Origin of the sequence: Streptomyces mashuensis (assembly GCF_014654785.1) — a bacterium.
GTDB classification, from domain to species: Bacteria; Actinomycetota; Actinomycetes; order Streptomycetales; family Streptomycetaceae; genus Streptomyces; species Streptomyces mashuensis.
On the sequence record NZ_BNBD01000006.1, the window covers coordinates 177,552 to 194,434 of the forward strand.

A 16,883-nucleotide genomic window follows, 5' to 3' on the forward strand; every position below is an offset into this window, starting at 1 on the left:
CGCCTACCCTCTCCGTGATGACGTCGGTGACGAGCTCCGCGGCGGCCCCCGCCGTGGAGGCGAGCGACCACGGCACCGTGCCCGCGGGGCGGCGGTCCGCCGTACGGTCGCTGCTGCGGCTGTGGCCGTACGTCCGCCCGGTGCGCGGCACGCTGGTGGCCGCGGCTCTGGTGAGCGTGGGCGGCTCGGCCCTGACCCTGGTCATCCCGCTGGCCCTGAAGGGCATCGTGGACGGGCCGGTGACCCGCCGGGACCCTTCCGGGGTGTGGCTGGGCGGCGCGGTGCTGCTGGCGCTGGGCATCGCGGAGGCCGCGCTGTTCGGGGCGCGCCGGGTACTGACGGCCCGTCCGCTCGCCCGCTTCGAGGCCGACCTGCGGGCCGCCCTCTTCTCCCACCTCCAGCGGCTGCCCGTCGCCTTCCACGACCGCTGGCCCTCCGGCCAGCTGCTCTCGCGCGGCACCGCCGACCTGACGCTGCTGCGGATATTCCTCTCCTTCCCGCTGACCTTCCTCCTCGTCAACGCGGTCACCGTCGTGACCGGTTTCGCCATCCTGCTGGCCCAGGAGTGGCGGCTGGGCCTGGTGCTGCTGGCGCCGGCGGTGCCCGTGATGGTGATGTGCTCGGTGTTCGAGCGGCGGTTCGGGGCGGCCGCGCGCACCGCCCGCGACCGGCTGGGCGACCTGACCACGCTCATGGAGGAGAGCGTCCTCGGCATCCGCATCCTCAAGGGGTTCGGCTGCCACCGCGCCCAGGAGCGCGCCTTCGCGGCACTCGCCGGCCGGCTCCGGGAGACCGAGCTGCTCAAGGCCCGGCTGCTCGGCACCGTCTGGGCCGTCGTCACCGTCCTGCCCGAACTGGCCATCGGCACGGCCCTCGTGCTGGGCGCGGCCGAGGTGGCCGACGGCACCCTGTCCGCCGGGACGCTCGTCGCCTTCCTCTCCACCGCCCTCGCCCTGCGCTGGCCCGTGGAGTCCTTCGGCTTCCTGCTGGCCATCACCCAGGACGCCGCCACCGCCGCCGACCGCTGGTTCGAGGTGATGGACGCACCGCCCGCCGCCGCCGGCGACCGGCCCCGCGCCCTCCCGGCCCCCCGGCCCGCGACCGCCGCCGACGGCGGGCTGCGCCTGACCGGCGTACGGTTCCGCTACCCCGACGCGCCCCCGGACGCCCCGCCCGTCCTCGACGGCGTCGACCTCCACGTCCGCCCCGGCGAGACCATGGCCCTGGTCGGCGCCACCGGCAGCGGCAAGACCACGCTGACCGCCCTGCTGCCCCGGCTGCTCGAACCCACCGCCGGCCGCATCACCCTGGACGGCCGGGACATCACCGCCCTGCCCCGCGAACGGCTGCGCGCCCTCGTCGCCGTCGCCTTCGAGGACCCCGTCCTCTTCTCCGCCAGCGCCGGCGAGAACGTCCTCATGGGTGCCCCCGCCGCCACCGAGGACGACCTGCTGCGGGCCCTGGCCGTCGCCCAGGCCGGCTTCGTGCACGACCTCCCCCACGGCCACCGCACCCAGGTCGGCGAGCAGGGCCTGAGCCTGTCCGGCGGGCAGCGGCAGCGCCTCGCCCTGGCCCGCGCCGTGGTGGGCCGGCCCCCCTTCCTCGTCCTCGACGACCCCCTCTCCGCCCTCGACGTGCGCACCGAGGCCCTCGTCGAGGCGGCCCTGCGCGAGGTGCTGGCCACCACCACCGCCCTCGTCGTCGCCCACCGCCCCTCCACGGTCCTGCTCGCCGACCGCGTGGCCCTGCTCTCCGGCGGCCGCATCACCGCGGTGGGCACCCACCGCGAACTGCTCCACCACAGCGAGGAGTACGCCTGGCTGATGTCCGCCTCCGGCCGCGCGCCCGGCCGCAGCCCCCAGGGGGCCCGGCCATGACCGGCACCCCCGCCCGCGACCGCCTGCCCGCCCCCGCCGGGGCCTCCCGCGCGCTGCTGCGCTCGCTCCTGGCGCCCGCGCGCGGCCGGGTGCGGCTCACCGCCCTCCTGCTGCTCCTCCAGCAGGCCGCCGTCCAGGGCGGGCCGCTCCTCGTCGCGTACGCCATCGACCGCGGCGTCCCCGCCCTGCGGCACGGCAACCACACCCCGCTGTTGCTGGCCGGCGCCGGCTACCCGGCCTGCGCCCTGGCCTGCGGGCTGCTCCAGCTCACGTGCGTCCGGCTGTCGGCCCGCATCGGCCAGGACGCCCTGCTGGACCTGCGCGGCCGTATCTTCCGCCAGGTGCAGTCGCTCGGCCTGGACTTCCACGAGCACTACACCTCCGGCCGGATCGTCTCCCGCGCCACCGCCGACGTCGACTCCCTCCGCGAGCTCCTCGACAACGGCCTCCAGCAGCTCATCGACATCGCCCTGTCGGTGCTGTTCGTCTCGGCCACCCTGCTGTGGCTCGACCCGGCCACGGGCGCGGCGGCCCTGGCGTCGTTCGTGCCGCTGGGCGCGCTCGTCCGCGCGCACCGGCGGCGGTCCCGCGCGGTCCACCGGCGGCGGTCCACGGCCATGGCGGCCGTCGTCGTGACGTTCACCGAGACGATGAACGGCATCCGGCCCGTCCAGGCGTTCCGCCGCGAGCGCGCCGGCGAGCAGCACTTCGAGGAGCTCAACCGCCGGCACGAGCGCACCAACGCCGACAGCGCCCTGGCCATGGCCCGCTTCGTCGTCTCCGCCCGCCTGGTGGCGGGCGCGGCGCTCGCCGCCATCGTGGTGTGGGACGCCCACCGGGTGGCCGCCGGCGGGCTGGGCCTGGGCGTGCTCGCCGCCGCGGTGATGTACCTGCGGCGGCTGTACGACCCCATCGACCGGCTCGGGATGTTCCTCAACTCCTACCAGTCGGCCGCCGCCGCCCTGGAGAAGATCGCCGGCCTCCTCGCCCAGCAGCCCTCGGTGCCCGAGCCCACCGTGCCCACGCCCCTGCCGCGCCGGCCCGCCGGCGCCCCCGGCCGCGAAGTGGTGCTGGAGAAGGTCCGCTTCGGCTACCGGACCGGGCGCGAGGTCCTGCCGCGCCTCGACCTGACGCTGCGCGCGGGCGAGACGGTGGCGGTGGTCGGCGCCACCGGCGCCGGCAAGTCCACGCTCGCCAAGCTCGTGGCCCGCTTCCACGACCCCACCGGCGGCCGCGTCCTGCTCGACGGCGTGCCGCTGACCGGGCTGGCCGGCGCGGAGCTGCGGCGCGCGGTGGTGATGGTGACCCAGGAGCCGTTCCTCTTCTCGGGGACGGTCGCCGACAACATCGCCGTGGGCCGGCCCGGTGCCGGCCGCGCCGAGATCGAGGCCGCCGCCCGCGCCATCGGCGCGCACGCCTTCATCACCGCCCTGCCCGAGGGGTACGACACCGACGTGCGCAAGCGCGGCGGCCGCATCTCCGCCGGTCAGCGCCAGCTCGTCTCGTTCGCCCGCGCGTTGCTGGCCGACCCGGGCGTGATCGTGCTCGACGAGGCGACGTCCTCCCTCGACATCCCCGGCGAACGGGCCGTGCAGCAGGCCCTGCGCACGGTGCTGCGCGGGCGTACGGCCGTGGTCGTCGCGCACCGGCTGTCCACGGTGGAGATCGCCGACCGGGTCCTGGTGATGGCCGACGGCCGCATCGTCGAGGACGGCAGCCCCGCAACGCTCGCCGCCACCCGCGGCCACTTCGCCGACCTGCACCGGGCGTGGCGGGACAGCCTGGTGTAACCGCCCGGTATCCGGACGCCGATCTTTGGCCAACGGACATTTTCCGGCCAACTTGTTGACGCGCCCCTGACATGAAGCTGGCGCCGGTGGCACGCTTCAACTCGACTGGCGCGGGCTATCCCCACACTCCCCACACCCCACCGCACCACGCGACGCGGCCCGCGGCACCGGTCCCTTCTCTTCTCTCCTGTTCTCTCCTCTGTTCCGCCGTGCTCTGCCCGGACGGGCGTTCGCCGTCCGGTAGCCCACCGGCCACCCCACCGTGTCGTGGCCACCGCAGAAGGAGTCACCGTGAGACCCACCCCCCATCGACGCGCCGCCGCCACCGGCGCGCTCGTCGCCGTGACGGCGATGCTCGCCGTCGGCGTGCAGGCCGGCACCGCCTCCGCCCGGACCGACGACGCCGCCGCGCCCCGGCAGCTGATCGCCAAGTCCGACCCCGGCGCCCAGCCCGCGAAGCTGACGCCCTCGCAGCGGGCCGAGCTGATACGCCAGGCCAACGCCACCACCGCGGACACCGCGAAGGCGCTCGGCCTCGGGCCCAAGGAGAAGCTGGTCGTCCGCGACGTGAGCCGCGACCAGAACGGCGCCCTGCACACCCGCTACGAGCGCACGTACGAAGGGCTGCCGGTGCTCGGCGGCGACCTCGTGGTCGACCGTGCGGCCAAGGGCGGCAGCATCAAGAGCGTCGCCAAGTCGTCCAAGGCCCGGATGGCGGTGCCCACGACCACGCCCTCGCTGGCGCCCTCCGCCGTCGAGCGGGAGGCCGTGAAGGCGGCCAAGGCACTCGGCTCGAAGGACACCAAGGCCGCCCTGGCGCCCCGCAAGGTCGTCTGGGCCGCGAGCGGCACGCCGGTGCTCGCCTACGAGACCGTGGTCGGCGGCCTCCAGGACGACGGCACCCCGAACGAGCTGCACGTCATCACCGACGCGCGGACCGGCAAGAAGCTCTTCGAGTTCCAGGGCGTCAAGACCGGCACGGGCAACAGCCAGTACAGCGGCAAGGTCACCATCGGCACCTCGGGCTCGGCCGGCTCGTACCAGATGAACGACACCACACGCGGCGGCCACAAGACGTACAACCTCAACGGCGGCTCCTCCGGCACCGGCACGCTGTTCACCGACGCCGACGACGTCTGGGGCAACGGCACCACCAGCGACAAGGCCACCGCCGGCGTGGACGCCCACTACGGCGCGCAGCTGACCTGGGACTACTACAAGAACGTGCACGGCCGCACGGGCATCCGCGGCGACGGCCAGGGCGCCTACAGCCGCGTGCACTACGGCAACGCCTACGTCAACGCCTTCTGGTCGGACTCCTGCTTCTGCATGACGTACGGCGACGGCCAGGGCAACGCCAAGCCGCTCACCTCCATCGACGTGGCCGCCCACGAGATGACGCACGGCGTCACCTCCGCCACCGCCAACCTCACCTACAGCGGCGAGTCCGGCGGCCTCAACGAGGCCACCTCCGACATGATGGCCGCCGCGGTCGAGTTCTGGGCCAACAACCCCAACGACCCGGGCGACTACCTCGTCGGCGAGAAGATCGACATCAACGGCAACGGCACGCCGCTGCGCTACATGGACAAGCCCAGCAAGGACGGCCGGTCGAAGGACAGCTGGTACTCCGGCCTCGGCGGCATCGACGTGCACTACTCCTCGGGCCCGGCCAACCACTGGTTCTACCTCGCCTCCGAGGGCAGCGGACAGAAGGAGATCAACGGGGTCAAGTACGACTCCCCGACCTCCGACGGGCAGCCCGTGACCGGCATCGGCCGGGAGAACGCGGCGAAGATCTGGTTCAAGGCCCTCAGCCAGCGCATGACGTCGAACACCAACTACGCGGGCGCCCGTGACGCGACCCTGTGGGCGGCCGGCGAGCTGTTCGGCGTGGGCAGCGAGACGTACAACAACGTGGCCAACGCCTGGGCGGCCATCAACGTCGGCAGCCGGCTCTCGACCGGCGTCTCGGTCAGCAGCCCCGGCGACCAGACCTCGATCGTGAACACCGCCGTCTCCCTCCAGATCAAGGCCACCAGCTCCAGCGGCGGCGCGCTGACCTACGCGGCCACCGGCCTGCCCGCCGGCCTGTCGATCAACTCCTCGACCGGCCTCATCAGCGGCACCCCGACCACCACCGGCACCAGCAGCGTGACCGTGACGGTCAAGGACTCCGCCGGGAAGACCGGCACCGCCTCCTTCAAGTGGACCGTCTCCACCTCCGGCAGCGGCGGCGTCTTCGAGAACACCACCCCGGTGGCCATCCCCGACGCCGGTGACGCGGTCACCTCGCCCATCACCGTGACCCGCAGCGGAAACGGTTCCTCGGCGCTCAAGGTGGACGTCAACATCACCCACACCTACCGCGGCGACCTCCAGATCGACCTGGTGGCCCCGGACGGGAAGAGCTGGCGGCTGAAGGACGCGGACGCCTACGACTCGGACGCGGACGTCAAGGAGACGTACACCGTGGACGCCTCCGGCTCGGCGGCGCCCGGCACCTGGAAGCTGAAGGTGCAGGACGTCTACTCCGGTGACAGCGGCACCATCCAGAGCTGGAAGCTGACCTTCTGACCTTCCGGCCCCTGAGAACGACGGCGCCGCCCGGGACGTACGAGTCCCGGGCGGCGCCTCCTGCATCACGGGGCGTCAGAATCACCTCACCGGCCCCGTCCGCCCCAGGAAAAAATTTACCTGACAGCAACATGCCAAATCACAGAATTCACTGTGATGCGCACGCAAGTTCGAAGAGACTGTGCGGAGTTGGTCGCGATCTCCGGCACCAACATCCCCACTTCTAGGAGTTTGCGTGCGTCAGACCTCCCGCATCACGGGCATATCGACCGCAACCGTCGCCGCTGCCCTGCTCGCCACCGGCTTCAGCGCCGGCCCGGCGGCCGCCAAGGACGACCCGTGGACGTCGATCGGCCTCGGCAGCAAGGAGCAGCTCGTCGCCCGCGGCACCGTCACCGACCCCGACGGCACCGTGCACGCCCGCTACGAGCGCACGTACGACGGCATCCCGGTCCTCGGCGGCGACCTGGTCGTGCACCGGGCCCCCGGCGGGAAGATCGAGGAGGTCACCAAGGCCACCGACGCCCAGATCAAGGTGCCCACCACGCGCCCCGGTCTCGCGGCCCCCTCCGCCGAGAAGACGGCCCTGGCCGCCGCCCGCGCCGCCGGCGCCAAGGACGCCTCCGCCGCGCGGGCGCCGCGCAAGGTGATCTGGGCCGCCTCCGGCAAGCCCGTCCTCGCCTACGAGACCGTGGTCGAGGGCCTCCAGCACGACGGCACCCCCAGCCGCCTGCACGTCATCACGGACGCGGGCAACGGCAAGAAGCTGCACCAGTTCGAGACCGTCGTCACCGGCACGGGCACCGGCCAGTACAACGGCAAGGTCAAGGTCGGCTCGGTGAAGTCCGGCAAGTCGTTCCTGCTGAAGGACAACGCCCGCGGCGGCCACCAGACGTACAACCTCCAGCACGGCGAGGAGGGCAAGGGCAAGGCGTTCACCGACGCCGACGACGTCTGGGGCAACGGCAAGCCGGACATGGCGCAGACCGCCGCCGTCGACGCCCAGTACGGCGCGGCCGTCACCTGGGACTACTACAAGGACACCTTCGGCCGGAAGGGCATCCGCAACGACGGCAAGGCCGCCTACTCGCGCGTCCACTTCGGCAAGGGCTACGTCAACGCCTTCTGGGACGACGAGTGCTTCTGCATGACCTACGGCGACGGCCAGGGCGACAAGAAGCCGCTCACCTCGCTGGACGTGGCGGCGCACGAGATGACGCACGGCGTCACCTCCGCCACCGCCAACCTCCAGTACAACGGTGAGTCGGGCGGCCTGAACGAGGCCACCTCGGACATCATGGCCACCAACGTCGAGTTCTACGCCAAGAACGCCGCCGACCCGGGCGACTACCTCATCGGCGAGAAGATCGACATCAACGGCAACGGCACCGCCCTGCGCTACATGGACAAGCCCAGCAAGGACGGCGAGTCGCCCGACTTCTGGAACCCCAAGCTCGGCGAGCTGGACGTGCACTACTCCTCGGGCGTCGCCAACCACTTCTTCTACCTGCTGTCCGAGGGCAGCGGCAAGAAGGTGATCAACGGCGTCAAGTACGACAGCCCGACCCAGGACGGCAAGGCCGTCAAGGGCATCGGCCGTGAGGCCGCCGCCAAGATCTGGTACAAGGCGCTCACCACGTACATGACCTCGACGACGGACTACAAGGGTGCCCGGGTGGCCACCCTGAAGGCCGCGCAGTCGCTGTACGGCAAGAACAGCACCCAGTACAAGGCCGTGGCCGCGGCCTGGACGGGCGTCAACGTCAAGTGACGCCGCCCGGCCGCTGACCGGCCGGTCCGGGGCGCCCGGGGACCGCAGGGTCCCCGGGCGCCTTGTGCTGTCAGCGCATCAGCACGCCCGCCGCCTCGCCCGTGGCCTCCGACGGCACGGCCACCAGGCCCAGGTCCGCCGGGCCCGCCAGCAGCCGGTGGGACGGCAGGATGCGGACGGTGTAGCCGAACGGGCCGGTGCGGTCGAGGGTCAGCGGGCCCTCGTAGAGCCGCCGTCCGTCCAGGCCGGGGGTGCCGGTGGCCTTCAGCGGGAAGGCGACCGTACGGGTCAGCCGGTCCGCCTCGTCCACCCGGCCGGCCACCGCCTGCACCTCCACGTCCGCGGGGTCGAGGTCACCGAGCCGGACGGTGACGCGCAGCGACAGCGTGGCGCCCAGCTCCGCGGTGCCGCCCAGGGGGCCGTCGGAGACCGCCTCCACGTGGTCCACGGCCACGGCCGGCCAGGCCGCCCGGACCTTTGCCTTCCAGGCCGCGAGTTCACGGGCCGCCCGGGGCTCCAGGGCCCGGTGGGCCTCGGCGGCCGGCGCGTACAGCCGCTCCACGTACTCCCGCACCATGCGGCCCGCCAGCACCTTGGGCCCCAGGGTGGCGAGGGTGCGGCGCACCATCTCGATCCAGCGTCCGGGCAGCCCGTCGGCGCCCCGGTCGTAGAAGCGCGGTGCCACGCGCTGGGCCAGCAGGTCGTAGAGGGCGGCCGACTCCAGGTCGTCGCGGCGGTCCTCGTCGGTGCCGCTGCCGTCGGCGGTGGGGATGTCCCAGCCGAAGTCGGGCTCGTACCACTCGTCCCACCAGCCGTCGCGGACGGAGAGGTTGAGACAGCCGTTGAGCGCGGCCTTCATGCCGGAGGTGCCGCACGCCTCGAGGGGCCGCAGGGGGTTGTTGAGCCAGACGTCGCAGCCGGGGTAGAGCTTCTGCGCCATCGCCATGCCGTAGTCGGGCAGGAAGACGATGCGGTGCCGGACGGCCGGGTCGTCGGCGAAGCGGACGAGCTCCTGGACGAGCCGCTTGCCGCTGTCGTCGGCCGGGTGGGCCTTGCCGGCCACCACGATCTGCACGGGGCGCTCGGGGTGCAGCAGCAGCTCGGTGAGGCGCTCGCGGTCGCGGAGCATCAGCGTGAGGCGCTTGTACGAGGGCACGCGGCGGGCGAAGCCGATGGTGAGGACGTCCGGGTCGAGCACGTCGTCGATCCAGCCGAGCTCGGCGGTGCCGGCGCCGCGCTCGCGCCAGGAGGCGTGCAGCCGGCGCCGCACCTCCTCCACGAGGTGGCCGCGGAGGGTGCCGCGCAGCTCCCAGATGTCGGCGTCGGAGATGTCGGAGACGGTGTCCCAGCGGGCGGAGCCGCCGACGGCGAGGGCGTCCTCGGCGCGGCCGGCGCCGATGTGCCGGGCGCCGAGCCGGAAGACCTCGGGGGCCACCCAGGTGGGGGCGTGCACGCCGTTGGTGACGGAGGTGATGGGCACGTCCTCGGCGTCGAAGCCCGGCCAGAGCCCGGCGAACATCTCCCGGCTGACCCGGCCGTGCAGCAGCGAGACGCCGTTGGCGCGCTGGGCCAGGCGCAGGCCCATGACGGCCATGTTGAAGAGGTTGCCGTCGCCGCCGGGGTAGTCCTCCCGGCCGAGGGCGAGGACGCGCCCGGTGTCGAGGCGGGGCAGTTCGGCGTCCTCGCCGAAGTGGCGGGCGACCAGGTCGCGGTCGAAGCGGTCGATGCCGGCGGGGACGGGGGTGTGGGTGGTGAAGAGGGTGCCGGCGCGCACCCGCTCCAGCGCGGAGTCGAAGTCGGCGCCCTCGCCGATGAGCTCGTGGATGCGTTCGAGGCCGAGGAAGCCGGCGTGGCCCTCGTTGGTGTGGAAGACCTCGGGTTCGGGGTGGCCGCTGATCCGGCAGTAGGCGCGGACGGCGCGGACGCCGCCGATGCCCAGCAGCATCTCCTGGAGCAGCCGGTGCTCGCTGCCGCCGCCGTAGAGCCGGTCGGTGACGTCGCGCTCGCCGGGGCCGTTGTCCTCGACGTCGGAGTCGAGCAGCAGCAGCGGCACCCGGCCGACCCGGGCCTGCCAGACGTGTGCGGCGAGGGTGCGGCCGCCGGGCAGGGCGAGGGTGACGCGGGCGGGGGTGCCGTCGTGCTCGCGGAGCATGTCCAGCGGCAGCTCGTTGGGGTCGAGCAGGGGGTAGTGCTCCTGCTGCCAGCCCTCGCGGGAGAGGGACTGGCGGAAGTAGCCGTGCCGGTAGAGCAGCCCGACGCCGATGAGCGGCAGGCCGAGGTCGCTGGCGGACTTCAGGTGGTCGCCGGCGAGGATGCCCAGGCCGCCGCTGTACTGCGGGAGGGCGGCGGTGATGCCGAACTCGGGCGAGAAGTAGGCGATGGCGCGGGGCAGGCCGGGGGGCTGTTCCTGGTACCACCGGCGGCCGTTGAGGTAGTCGTGCAGGTCGTCGGCGGCCGCCGCGAGGCGCCGCCGGAACCGGCGGTCCTCGGAGAGCACGGCCAGCCGGTCGGCGGGGACCGAGCCCAGCAGCCGCAGCGGGTCGCCGCCGGCGGCCTGCCAGCCCTCGGGGTCCACGGACTGGAACAGCTCCCGGGTCTCGGGGTGCCAGGACCAGCGCAGGTTGCGCGCCAGTTCACTGAGCGGTCGTAGGGGCTCGGGAAGGACGGGACGCACGCTGAATCGACGAATGGCCTTCACTCCCCCGACGGTAGCGGCGGCACCCCCGTCGTTCCGGGACAAGCGGCCAAGTGCGCCCGACCGGTTGCGGGCGGATCGTCTGCGGCAGGCGTACTGGACGGAAAGTACTACGGCGAATTACGCCGCGCGTACAGCAGTGTCATTGCACGCGATCGGTGGAGCGGGGAAACTCCGTACGGGTGACGGAGGAACGGCCGCCCTCCGCGCGCGGTACCAGACGGGCTACGCACGAGTAGTTCCTGCGGTGCGGGCATGTCCCGCCGGGCTCTGTGGGAAGACGTCCCAGCACGGCCCGACCGAAAGCCGACCGGAAACCGACTGGAACAGCCCTTCGGCGGCCCGTCCGCCGTTCCCGCCCGTGCCCCCTCGTCCCCCCAGGTGATCCCATGATCGGACGCATTCCCGTTCTGGACCCCGCCCCGCTCGTCGACTGCGGCCGAAGGCCCGTCAAGGCCGTGACGGGCGAGACCTTCGAGGTGACCGCCACGGTCTTCCGCGAGGGTCACGACGCGGTGGGCGCCAACGTCGTGCTGCGCGGCCCGGCCGGCCGGCAGGGCCCGTGGACCCCGATGCGCGAGCTGGCGCCGGGCACGGACCGCTGGGGCGCGGAGGTCACGCCCGACCTGGAGGGCCGCTGGACGTACGTGGTGGAGGCGTGGAGCGATCCGGTGGGCACCTGGCGGGAGCACGCCCGCATCAAGGTGCCGGCCGGCCTCGACACGGAGCTGGTGCTGGAGGAGGGCGCCCGGCTGTACGAGCGGGCGGCGGCCGGGGTGCCCAAGAGCGAGGGCCGGCCGGCGGTGCTGGCCGCCGCGGACGCCCTGCGCGACGCCGCCCGGCCGCCCGCCGCCCGCCTGGCGGCGGCGCTGGCCCCGGAGGTGATGGCGGCGCTGGCCCGGTACCCGCTGCGCGAGCTGGTGACGGCGTCCCGGCCGGTGCCGGTGCTGGTGGAGCGGGAGCGGGCGCTGTTCGGCTCCTGGTACGAGCTGTTCCCGCGCTCGGAGGGAGCGGTGCTGCGCGAGGGCCGGCCGCCGCAGAGCGGAACGTTCCGTACGGCGGCCCGGCGGCTGCCCGCGGTGGCCGCGATGGGCTTCGACGTGGTCTACCTGCCGCCCGTCCACCCCATCGGCACCTCCTACCGCAAGGGCCCCAACAACGCGCTGACCGCCGGCCCCTACGACGTGGGCAGCCCGTGGGCGATCGGGTCGCCGGAGGGCGGCCACGACGCGGTCCACCCGGACCTGGGCACGCTGGAGGACTTCGACCGGTTCGTGGCGCGGGCCCGGGAGCTGCGCCTGGAGGTGGCGCTCGACCTGGCGCTCCAGTGCTCGCCGGACCACCCGTGGGTGGGCAAGCACCCGGAGTGGTTCCACCACCGCGCCGACGGCACGATCGCGTACGCGGAGAATCCGCCGAAGAAGTACCAGGACATCTATCCGCTCGCCTTCGACGAGGACTTCGACGGCCTGGTGCGGGAAACGCTGCGCATTCTGCGGTTCTGGGCGGACCGCGGTGTGCGCATCTTCCGCGTCGACAATCCGCACACGAAACCGGTGGTGTTCTGGGAGAAGGTGCTGGCGGAGATGGGCCGCACCGATCCGGACGTCGTCTTCCTGGCGGAGGCGTTCACCCGCCCGGCGATGATGCGGACGCTGGGCGCGATCGGTTTCCAGCAGTCGTACACCTATTTCACCTGGCGGAACACGAAGCAGGAAATCACCGAGTACCTGACGGAGCTGTCCCGGGAGACGGCCGCGGTGATGCGGCCGAACTTCTTCGTGAACACCCCCGACATCCTGCACGCCTACCTCCAGGACGGCGGCCGGCCGGCGTTCGAGGTGCGGGCCGTGCTGGCCGCCACCCTGTCGCCCAGCTGGGGCGTCTACGCCGGCTACGAGCTGTGCGAGAACGTTCCCGTGCGGCCGGGCAGCGAGGAGTACCTCGACTCGGAGAAATACCAACTGCGGCCCCGCGACTGGGAATCCGCCGAACGGGAGGGGCGCAGCCTGGCACCGCTCCTCACCGCCCTGAACCGGCTGAGGCGGCGTCAGCCCGCCCTGCGGCGATTGCGCAACCTGCGTTTCCACCACGCGGACAACGACGCGGTCATCGCCTATTCGAAGCGCGAGGGCGCCTCGTGCGTGCTCACGGTCGTCAACCTCGACCCGCACCATACCCAGGAGGCGACGGTCTCGTTGAACATGCCGGAACTCGGCCTCGGCTGGCACGAGTCCGTTCCGGTGCGCGACGAGCTCACCGGAGAGACCTATCACTGGGGCAGGGACAACTATGTGCGCCTCGAGCCGGGCCGCCCCATGGCGCCCGCGCACGTGTTCTCGCTGCGACCGTCCTCACCGATCGGAGGGTCACCCACACCATGATCGTCAACGAGCCCGTCCAGGACACCTTCGAGGACACCCCCGCCAAGGACCGGGACCCCGACTGGTTCAAGCGCGCCGTCTTCTACGAGGTCCTCGTACGGTCCTTCCAGGACAGCGACGGGGACGGCATCGGCGACCTCAAGGGGCTCACGGCCCGGCTGGACTACCTCCAGTGGCTGGGCGTCGACTGCCTCTGGCTGCCGCCGTTCTTCCAGTCCCCGCTGCGGGACGGCGGCTACGACGTGTCCGACTACACCTCGGTGCAGCCGGAGTTCGGTGACCTCGCGGACTTCGTGGAGTTCGTGGACGCCGCGCACCAGCGCGGCATGCGCGTCATCATCGACTTTGTCATGAACCATACGAGCGATCAGCACGAGTGGTTCCAGCAGTCTCGCACCGATCCGGACGGGCCGTACGGCGACTACTACGTCTGGGCCGACGACGACAAGCAGTACCAGGACGCGCGCATCATCTTCGTCGACACGGAGACCTCGAACTGGACGTTCGACCCGGTGCGCAAGCAGTACTACTGGCACCGCTTCTTCTCCCACCAGCCGGACCTCAACTACGAGAACCCGGCCGTGCAGGAGGAGATCCTCGCCGCCCTGCGGTTCTGGCTGGACCTGGGCATCGACGGGTTCCGGCTGGACGCCGTGCCGTACCTCTTCGCCGAGGAGGGCACCAACTGCGAGAACCTGCCGCGCACCCACGCCTTCCTCAAGCGGGTGCGGGCCGAGATCGACGCCCACTACCCCGACACGGTGCTGCTCGCCGAGGCCAACCAGTGGCCCGAGGACGTCGTCGACTACTTCGGCGACTTCCCCAAGGGCGGCGACGAGTGCCACATGGCGTTCCACTTCCCCGTCATGCCGCGCATCTTCATGGCGGTGCGCCGCGAGTCGCGCTACCCGGTCTCCGAGATCCTGGCCAAGACCCCGGCCATCCCCTCGGGCTGCCAGTGGGGCATCTTCCTCCGCAACCACGACGAGCTGACCCTCGAAATGGTCACCGACGAGGAACGCGACTACATGTGGGCCGAGTACGCCAAGGACCCGCGGATGCGCGCCAACATCGGCATCCGGCGCCGGCTGGCCCCGCTGCTCGACAACGACCGCAACCAGATCGAGCTGTTCACGGCGCTGCTGCTGTCGCTGCCCGGCTCGCCGATCCTCTACTACGGGGACGAGATCGGCATGGGCGACAACATCTGGCTCGGCGACCGGGACGCGGTGCGCACGCCGATGCAGTGGACGCCCGACCGCAACGCCGGCTTCTCCTCCTGCGACCCGGGCCGGCTCTACCTGCCGACCATCATGGACCCGGTCTACGGCTACCAGGTCACCAACGTGGAGGCGGCGATGTCCTCGCCGTCCTCGCTGCTGCACTGGACCCGCCGGATGATCGAGATCCGGAAGCAGAACCCGGCCTTCGGCCTCGGCTCGTACACCGAGCTCCAGTCGAGCAACCCGGCGGTGCTGGCCTTCCTCCGCGAACACGGGGACGACCTGGTCCTGTGCGTGAACAACTTCTCGCGCTTCGCACAGCCGACCGAGCTGGACCTGCGGGCCTTCAACGGCCGCCACCCCGTGGAGCTGATCGGTGGCGTCCGCTTCCCCGCCATCGGCGAGCTGCCCTACCTGCTCACCCTCGCGGGCCACGGCTTCTACTGGTTCCGGCTGCGGCGCAACGCCCCTCCGCCCCCGGCACCCTGACCGGCCGGCCGTGTACGGCGGGCCGCGGCCCGCCGGCACCGCCGGTTTTCCCCGCCCCGCCCCCGGGCACCCGTAGAGGCATCGCCGGAACGACACGGCCGGAACGACACCGGCGGAACCACACCGCCGGAACCACGGATCGAGTCCGCACCACAGGACTGCACGGACGCACGGACCGCACGGGTCCGCGGCCACCCGCCGCGGACGTCGCTCGACACCGCCCACCGGGCCGCACGCGCTGACCGTACGGACGATCCTCGCCCGACACGATCGCCGGCGCGCGCCGGCCGAAGCCGCGATCCGGGACACTTCTCCCCATCTGTCGTGTGCCCCGGGGAAAGGACGCGACGCCATGCCGGACGCCGCACCGTCCCACCGGGAGCTGCCCCACGGGGGGCAGCTGACCTTCGCCCCCGTCCCGCTGCCCGACCCCCTGCCCGATCCCCTCTCCGGTCCCGGCGGCCCCGGCCCCGGCCCCGTGCCCGCGGTCGTGCCCGGCCGCAGCGCCGGCGTCCCCACGGCGCCCGCCGGACCGCACGCCGCGCTGCTCGCCTCCCTGGTACCGCTGCTCACCGCGTGGCTGCCGCGGCAGCGCTGGTTCGCCGGCAAGGGCCGGCCCGTCACCGGCTTCACCCTCGTCGCCGCCACCGAGCTGCTGCCCCGCACCCCCGGCGGCGGCCCCGGCCTCGTCCACCTGCTGCTCCACGCCCACCAGCCGCCCAGCGCCGAGGACCGGGCCCGGGCCGGCGCCCCCGCCGAGGACTGCTACCAGCTGCTGCTCGGCGTCACGGACGTGCTGCCGCCGCACCTCGCCCCGGCGCTCATCGGCCGGCCCTCCGGCGGCCCCCTCGACGGCCTCACCACGTACGAGGCGCTCGCCGACCCCCGGCTCGCCGCGCTGCTGCTGGAGCGGCTGCGGGTGCCCGGCCGGCTCGGCCCGCTGCGGTTCACCCGTGAACCGGACGTGACCGTCCCGGCCGGGCTCGCGCCCCGCCTGCTGGGCGCCGAACAGTCCAACTCCTCGGCCGTGTACGGCGAAACGTACATCCTCAAGCTGTTCCGCCGGGTGGGCCCCGGCGTCAACCCCGACCTCGAACTGCCCCGCGCGCTCGCCCGCACCGGCTGCGCCCGCGTGCCCGCCCCCGCCGCCTGGTTCGAGGCCGACCCGCGCGGGCCCGGCGGGCAGCCCGCACTGCCCGGCCTGCCCCCCGCCGCCGAACCCCTCACCCTCGGGGTGCTGCAACCCTTCCTCGCCGGGTCCGCCGACGGCTGGCGGCTGGCCCTCGACGCGCTGGCCGCCGGCGACGGCTTCACCGCCGACGCGCACGCCCTCGGCCGCGCCACCGCCGAGGTCCACCTCGCCCTCGCCGAGGCCCTGCCCACCGCCACCCTCGGCCGGCCGCAGCTGGAACACCTCGCGGCCGGCATGGCCCAGCGCCTGGAGGCCGCCGCCGACGCCGTCCCCGCGCTGCGCCCGTACCGGGCCGCGCTGCGCCGCTCGTACGACGCGCTGGCCGCGCTCGGCCGCCGGCCCGGCCCGGACCGGCGGGCCCAGCGCATCCACGGCGACCTGCACCTGGGGCAGGCGCTGCGCACGGCCGCCGACGGCCGCTGGTCGCTGATCGACTTCGAGGGCGAGCCGGCCCGGCCGCTCGCCGAGCGCCGCCGCCCCCAGCCGGTGGCCCGGGACGTCGCGGGCATGCTGCGCTCCTTCGACTACGCGGCGGCGGTCGGCCGGGCCCCGGCCGGCGGCTGGGCGGAGAAGGCCCGCGCCGCGTTCTGCGACGGCTACGCGGCCGTGCACCACGACCCGCGCCGGGACCCGCTGCTGCTGGCCGCGCACGAGACCGACAAGGCCGTCTACGAGGTGCTCTACGAGGCCCGGCACCGCCCGGACTGGCTGCCGGTGCCGATGGCGGCGATCCACCGCCTGGCGGCGGAAGCGGCCCGGGACTGAACCGCGCCGCGCCCTGCCCTGCACCGCAGCCCCCCATCGCATTCCGACCGCCCCGATCGTCCTGGGAGGACCATCCCGTGACCGCACGACCGCCGGCCGGCCCCGCGCCGGCGCATGGCC

Annotated in this window: 8 protein-coding genes; 7 read left to right on the forward strand and 1 reads right to left on the reverse strand. The window is 73.3% G+C overall.

Annotated features, from left to right (window positions below):
- Positions 1-17: 17 nt before the first annotated feature.
- From IE305_RS17265 to IE305_RS17280, 4 genes are all read left to right on the forward strand, one after another.
- Positions 18-1,877, forward strand: coding sequence for an ABC transporter ATP-binding protein (locus IE305_RS17265; RefSeq protein ID WP_190130498.1), 1,860 nt, complete (start codon positions 18-20; stop codon positions 1,875-1,877).
- A complete protein-coding gene (locus IE305_RS17270) occupies positions 1,874-3,667 on the forward strand; it encodes an ABC transporter ATP-binding protein (protein WP_190130499.1) in 1,794 nt (597 codons plus the stop codon). Before IE305_RS17265 ends, IE305_RS17270 begins: the two co-directional genes overlap by 4 nt.
- A gap of 291 nt (positions 3,668-3,958) precedes the next feature.
- The gene (locus tag IE305_RS17275; protein ID WP_190130500.1) at positions 3,959-6,244 is read left to right on the forward strand and encodes a M4 family metallopeptidase; all 2,286 of its coding nucleotides are present in this window, start codon (positions 3,959-3,961) and stop codon (positions 6,242-6,244) included.
- 235 nt (positions 6,245-6,479) lie between these two features.
- Complete coding sequence (locus IE305_RS17280; RefSeq protein WP_190130501.1) at positions 6,480-8,015, forward strand: M4 family metallopeptidase; 1,536 nt, start codon at positions 6,480-6,482, stop codon at positions 8,013-8,015.
- A 70-nt stretch (positions 8,016-8,085) separates the two neighbouring features.
- Here IE305_RS17280 and glgP read toward each other — a convergent pair whose 3' ends face one another.
- Entirely contained in the window at positions 8,086-10,713 is a 2,628-nt protein-coding gene (gene glgP / locus IE305_RS17285; protein ID WP_190130502.1) for an alpha-glucan family phosphorylase, read from the reverse strand.
- Between the two features lie 386 nt (positions 10,714-11,099).
- On the opposite strand from glgP, the gene IE305_RS17290 reads away from it, so the two are divergent.
- From IE305_RS17290 to IE305_RS17300, 3 genes are all read left to right on the forward strand, one after another.
- On the forward strand, positions 11,100-13,094 hold the full coding sequence (locus tag IE305_RS17290; RefSeq protein WP_190130503.1) for an alpha-1,4-glucan--maltose-1-phosphate maltosyltransferase: 1,995 nt from the start codon (positions 11,100-11,102) through the stop codon (positions 13,092-13,094).
- Positions 13,091-14,806: a maltose alpha-D-glucosyltransferase gene (treS, locus tag IE305_RS17295; RefSeq protein WP_190130504.1), complete on the forward strand. Its 1,716-nt coding sequence runs from the start codon at positions 13,091-13,093 to the stop codon at positions 14,804-14,806. Before IE305_RS17290 ends, treS begins: the two co-directional genes overlap by 4 nt.
- Before the next feature lie 352 nt (positions 14,807-15,158).
- Complete coding sequence (locus IE305_RS17300; protein WP_190130505.1) at positions 15,159-16,763, forward strand: maltokinase N-terminal cap-like domain-containing protein; 1,605 nt, start codon at positions 15,159-15,161, stop codon at positions 16,761-16,763.
- Positions 16,764-16,883 lie beyond the last annotated feature (120 nt).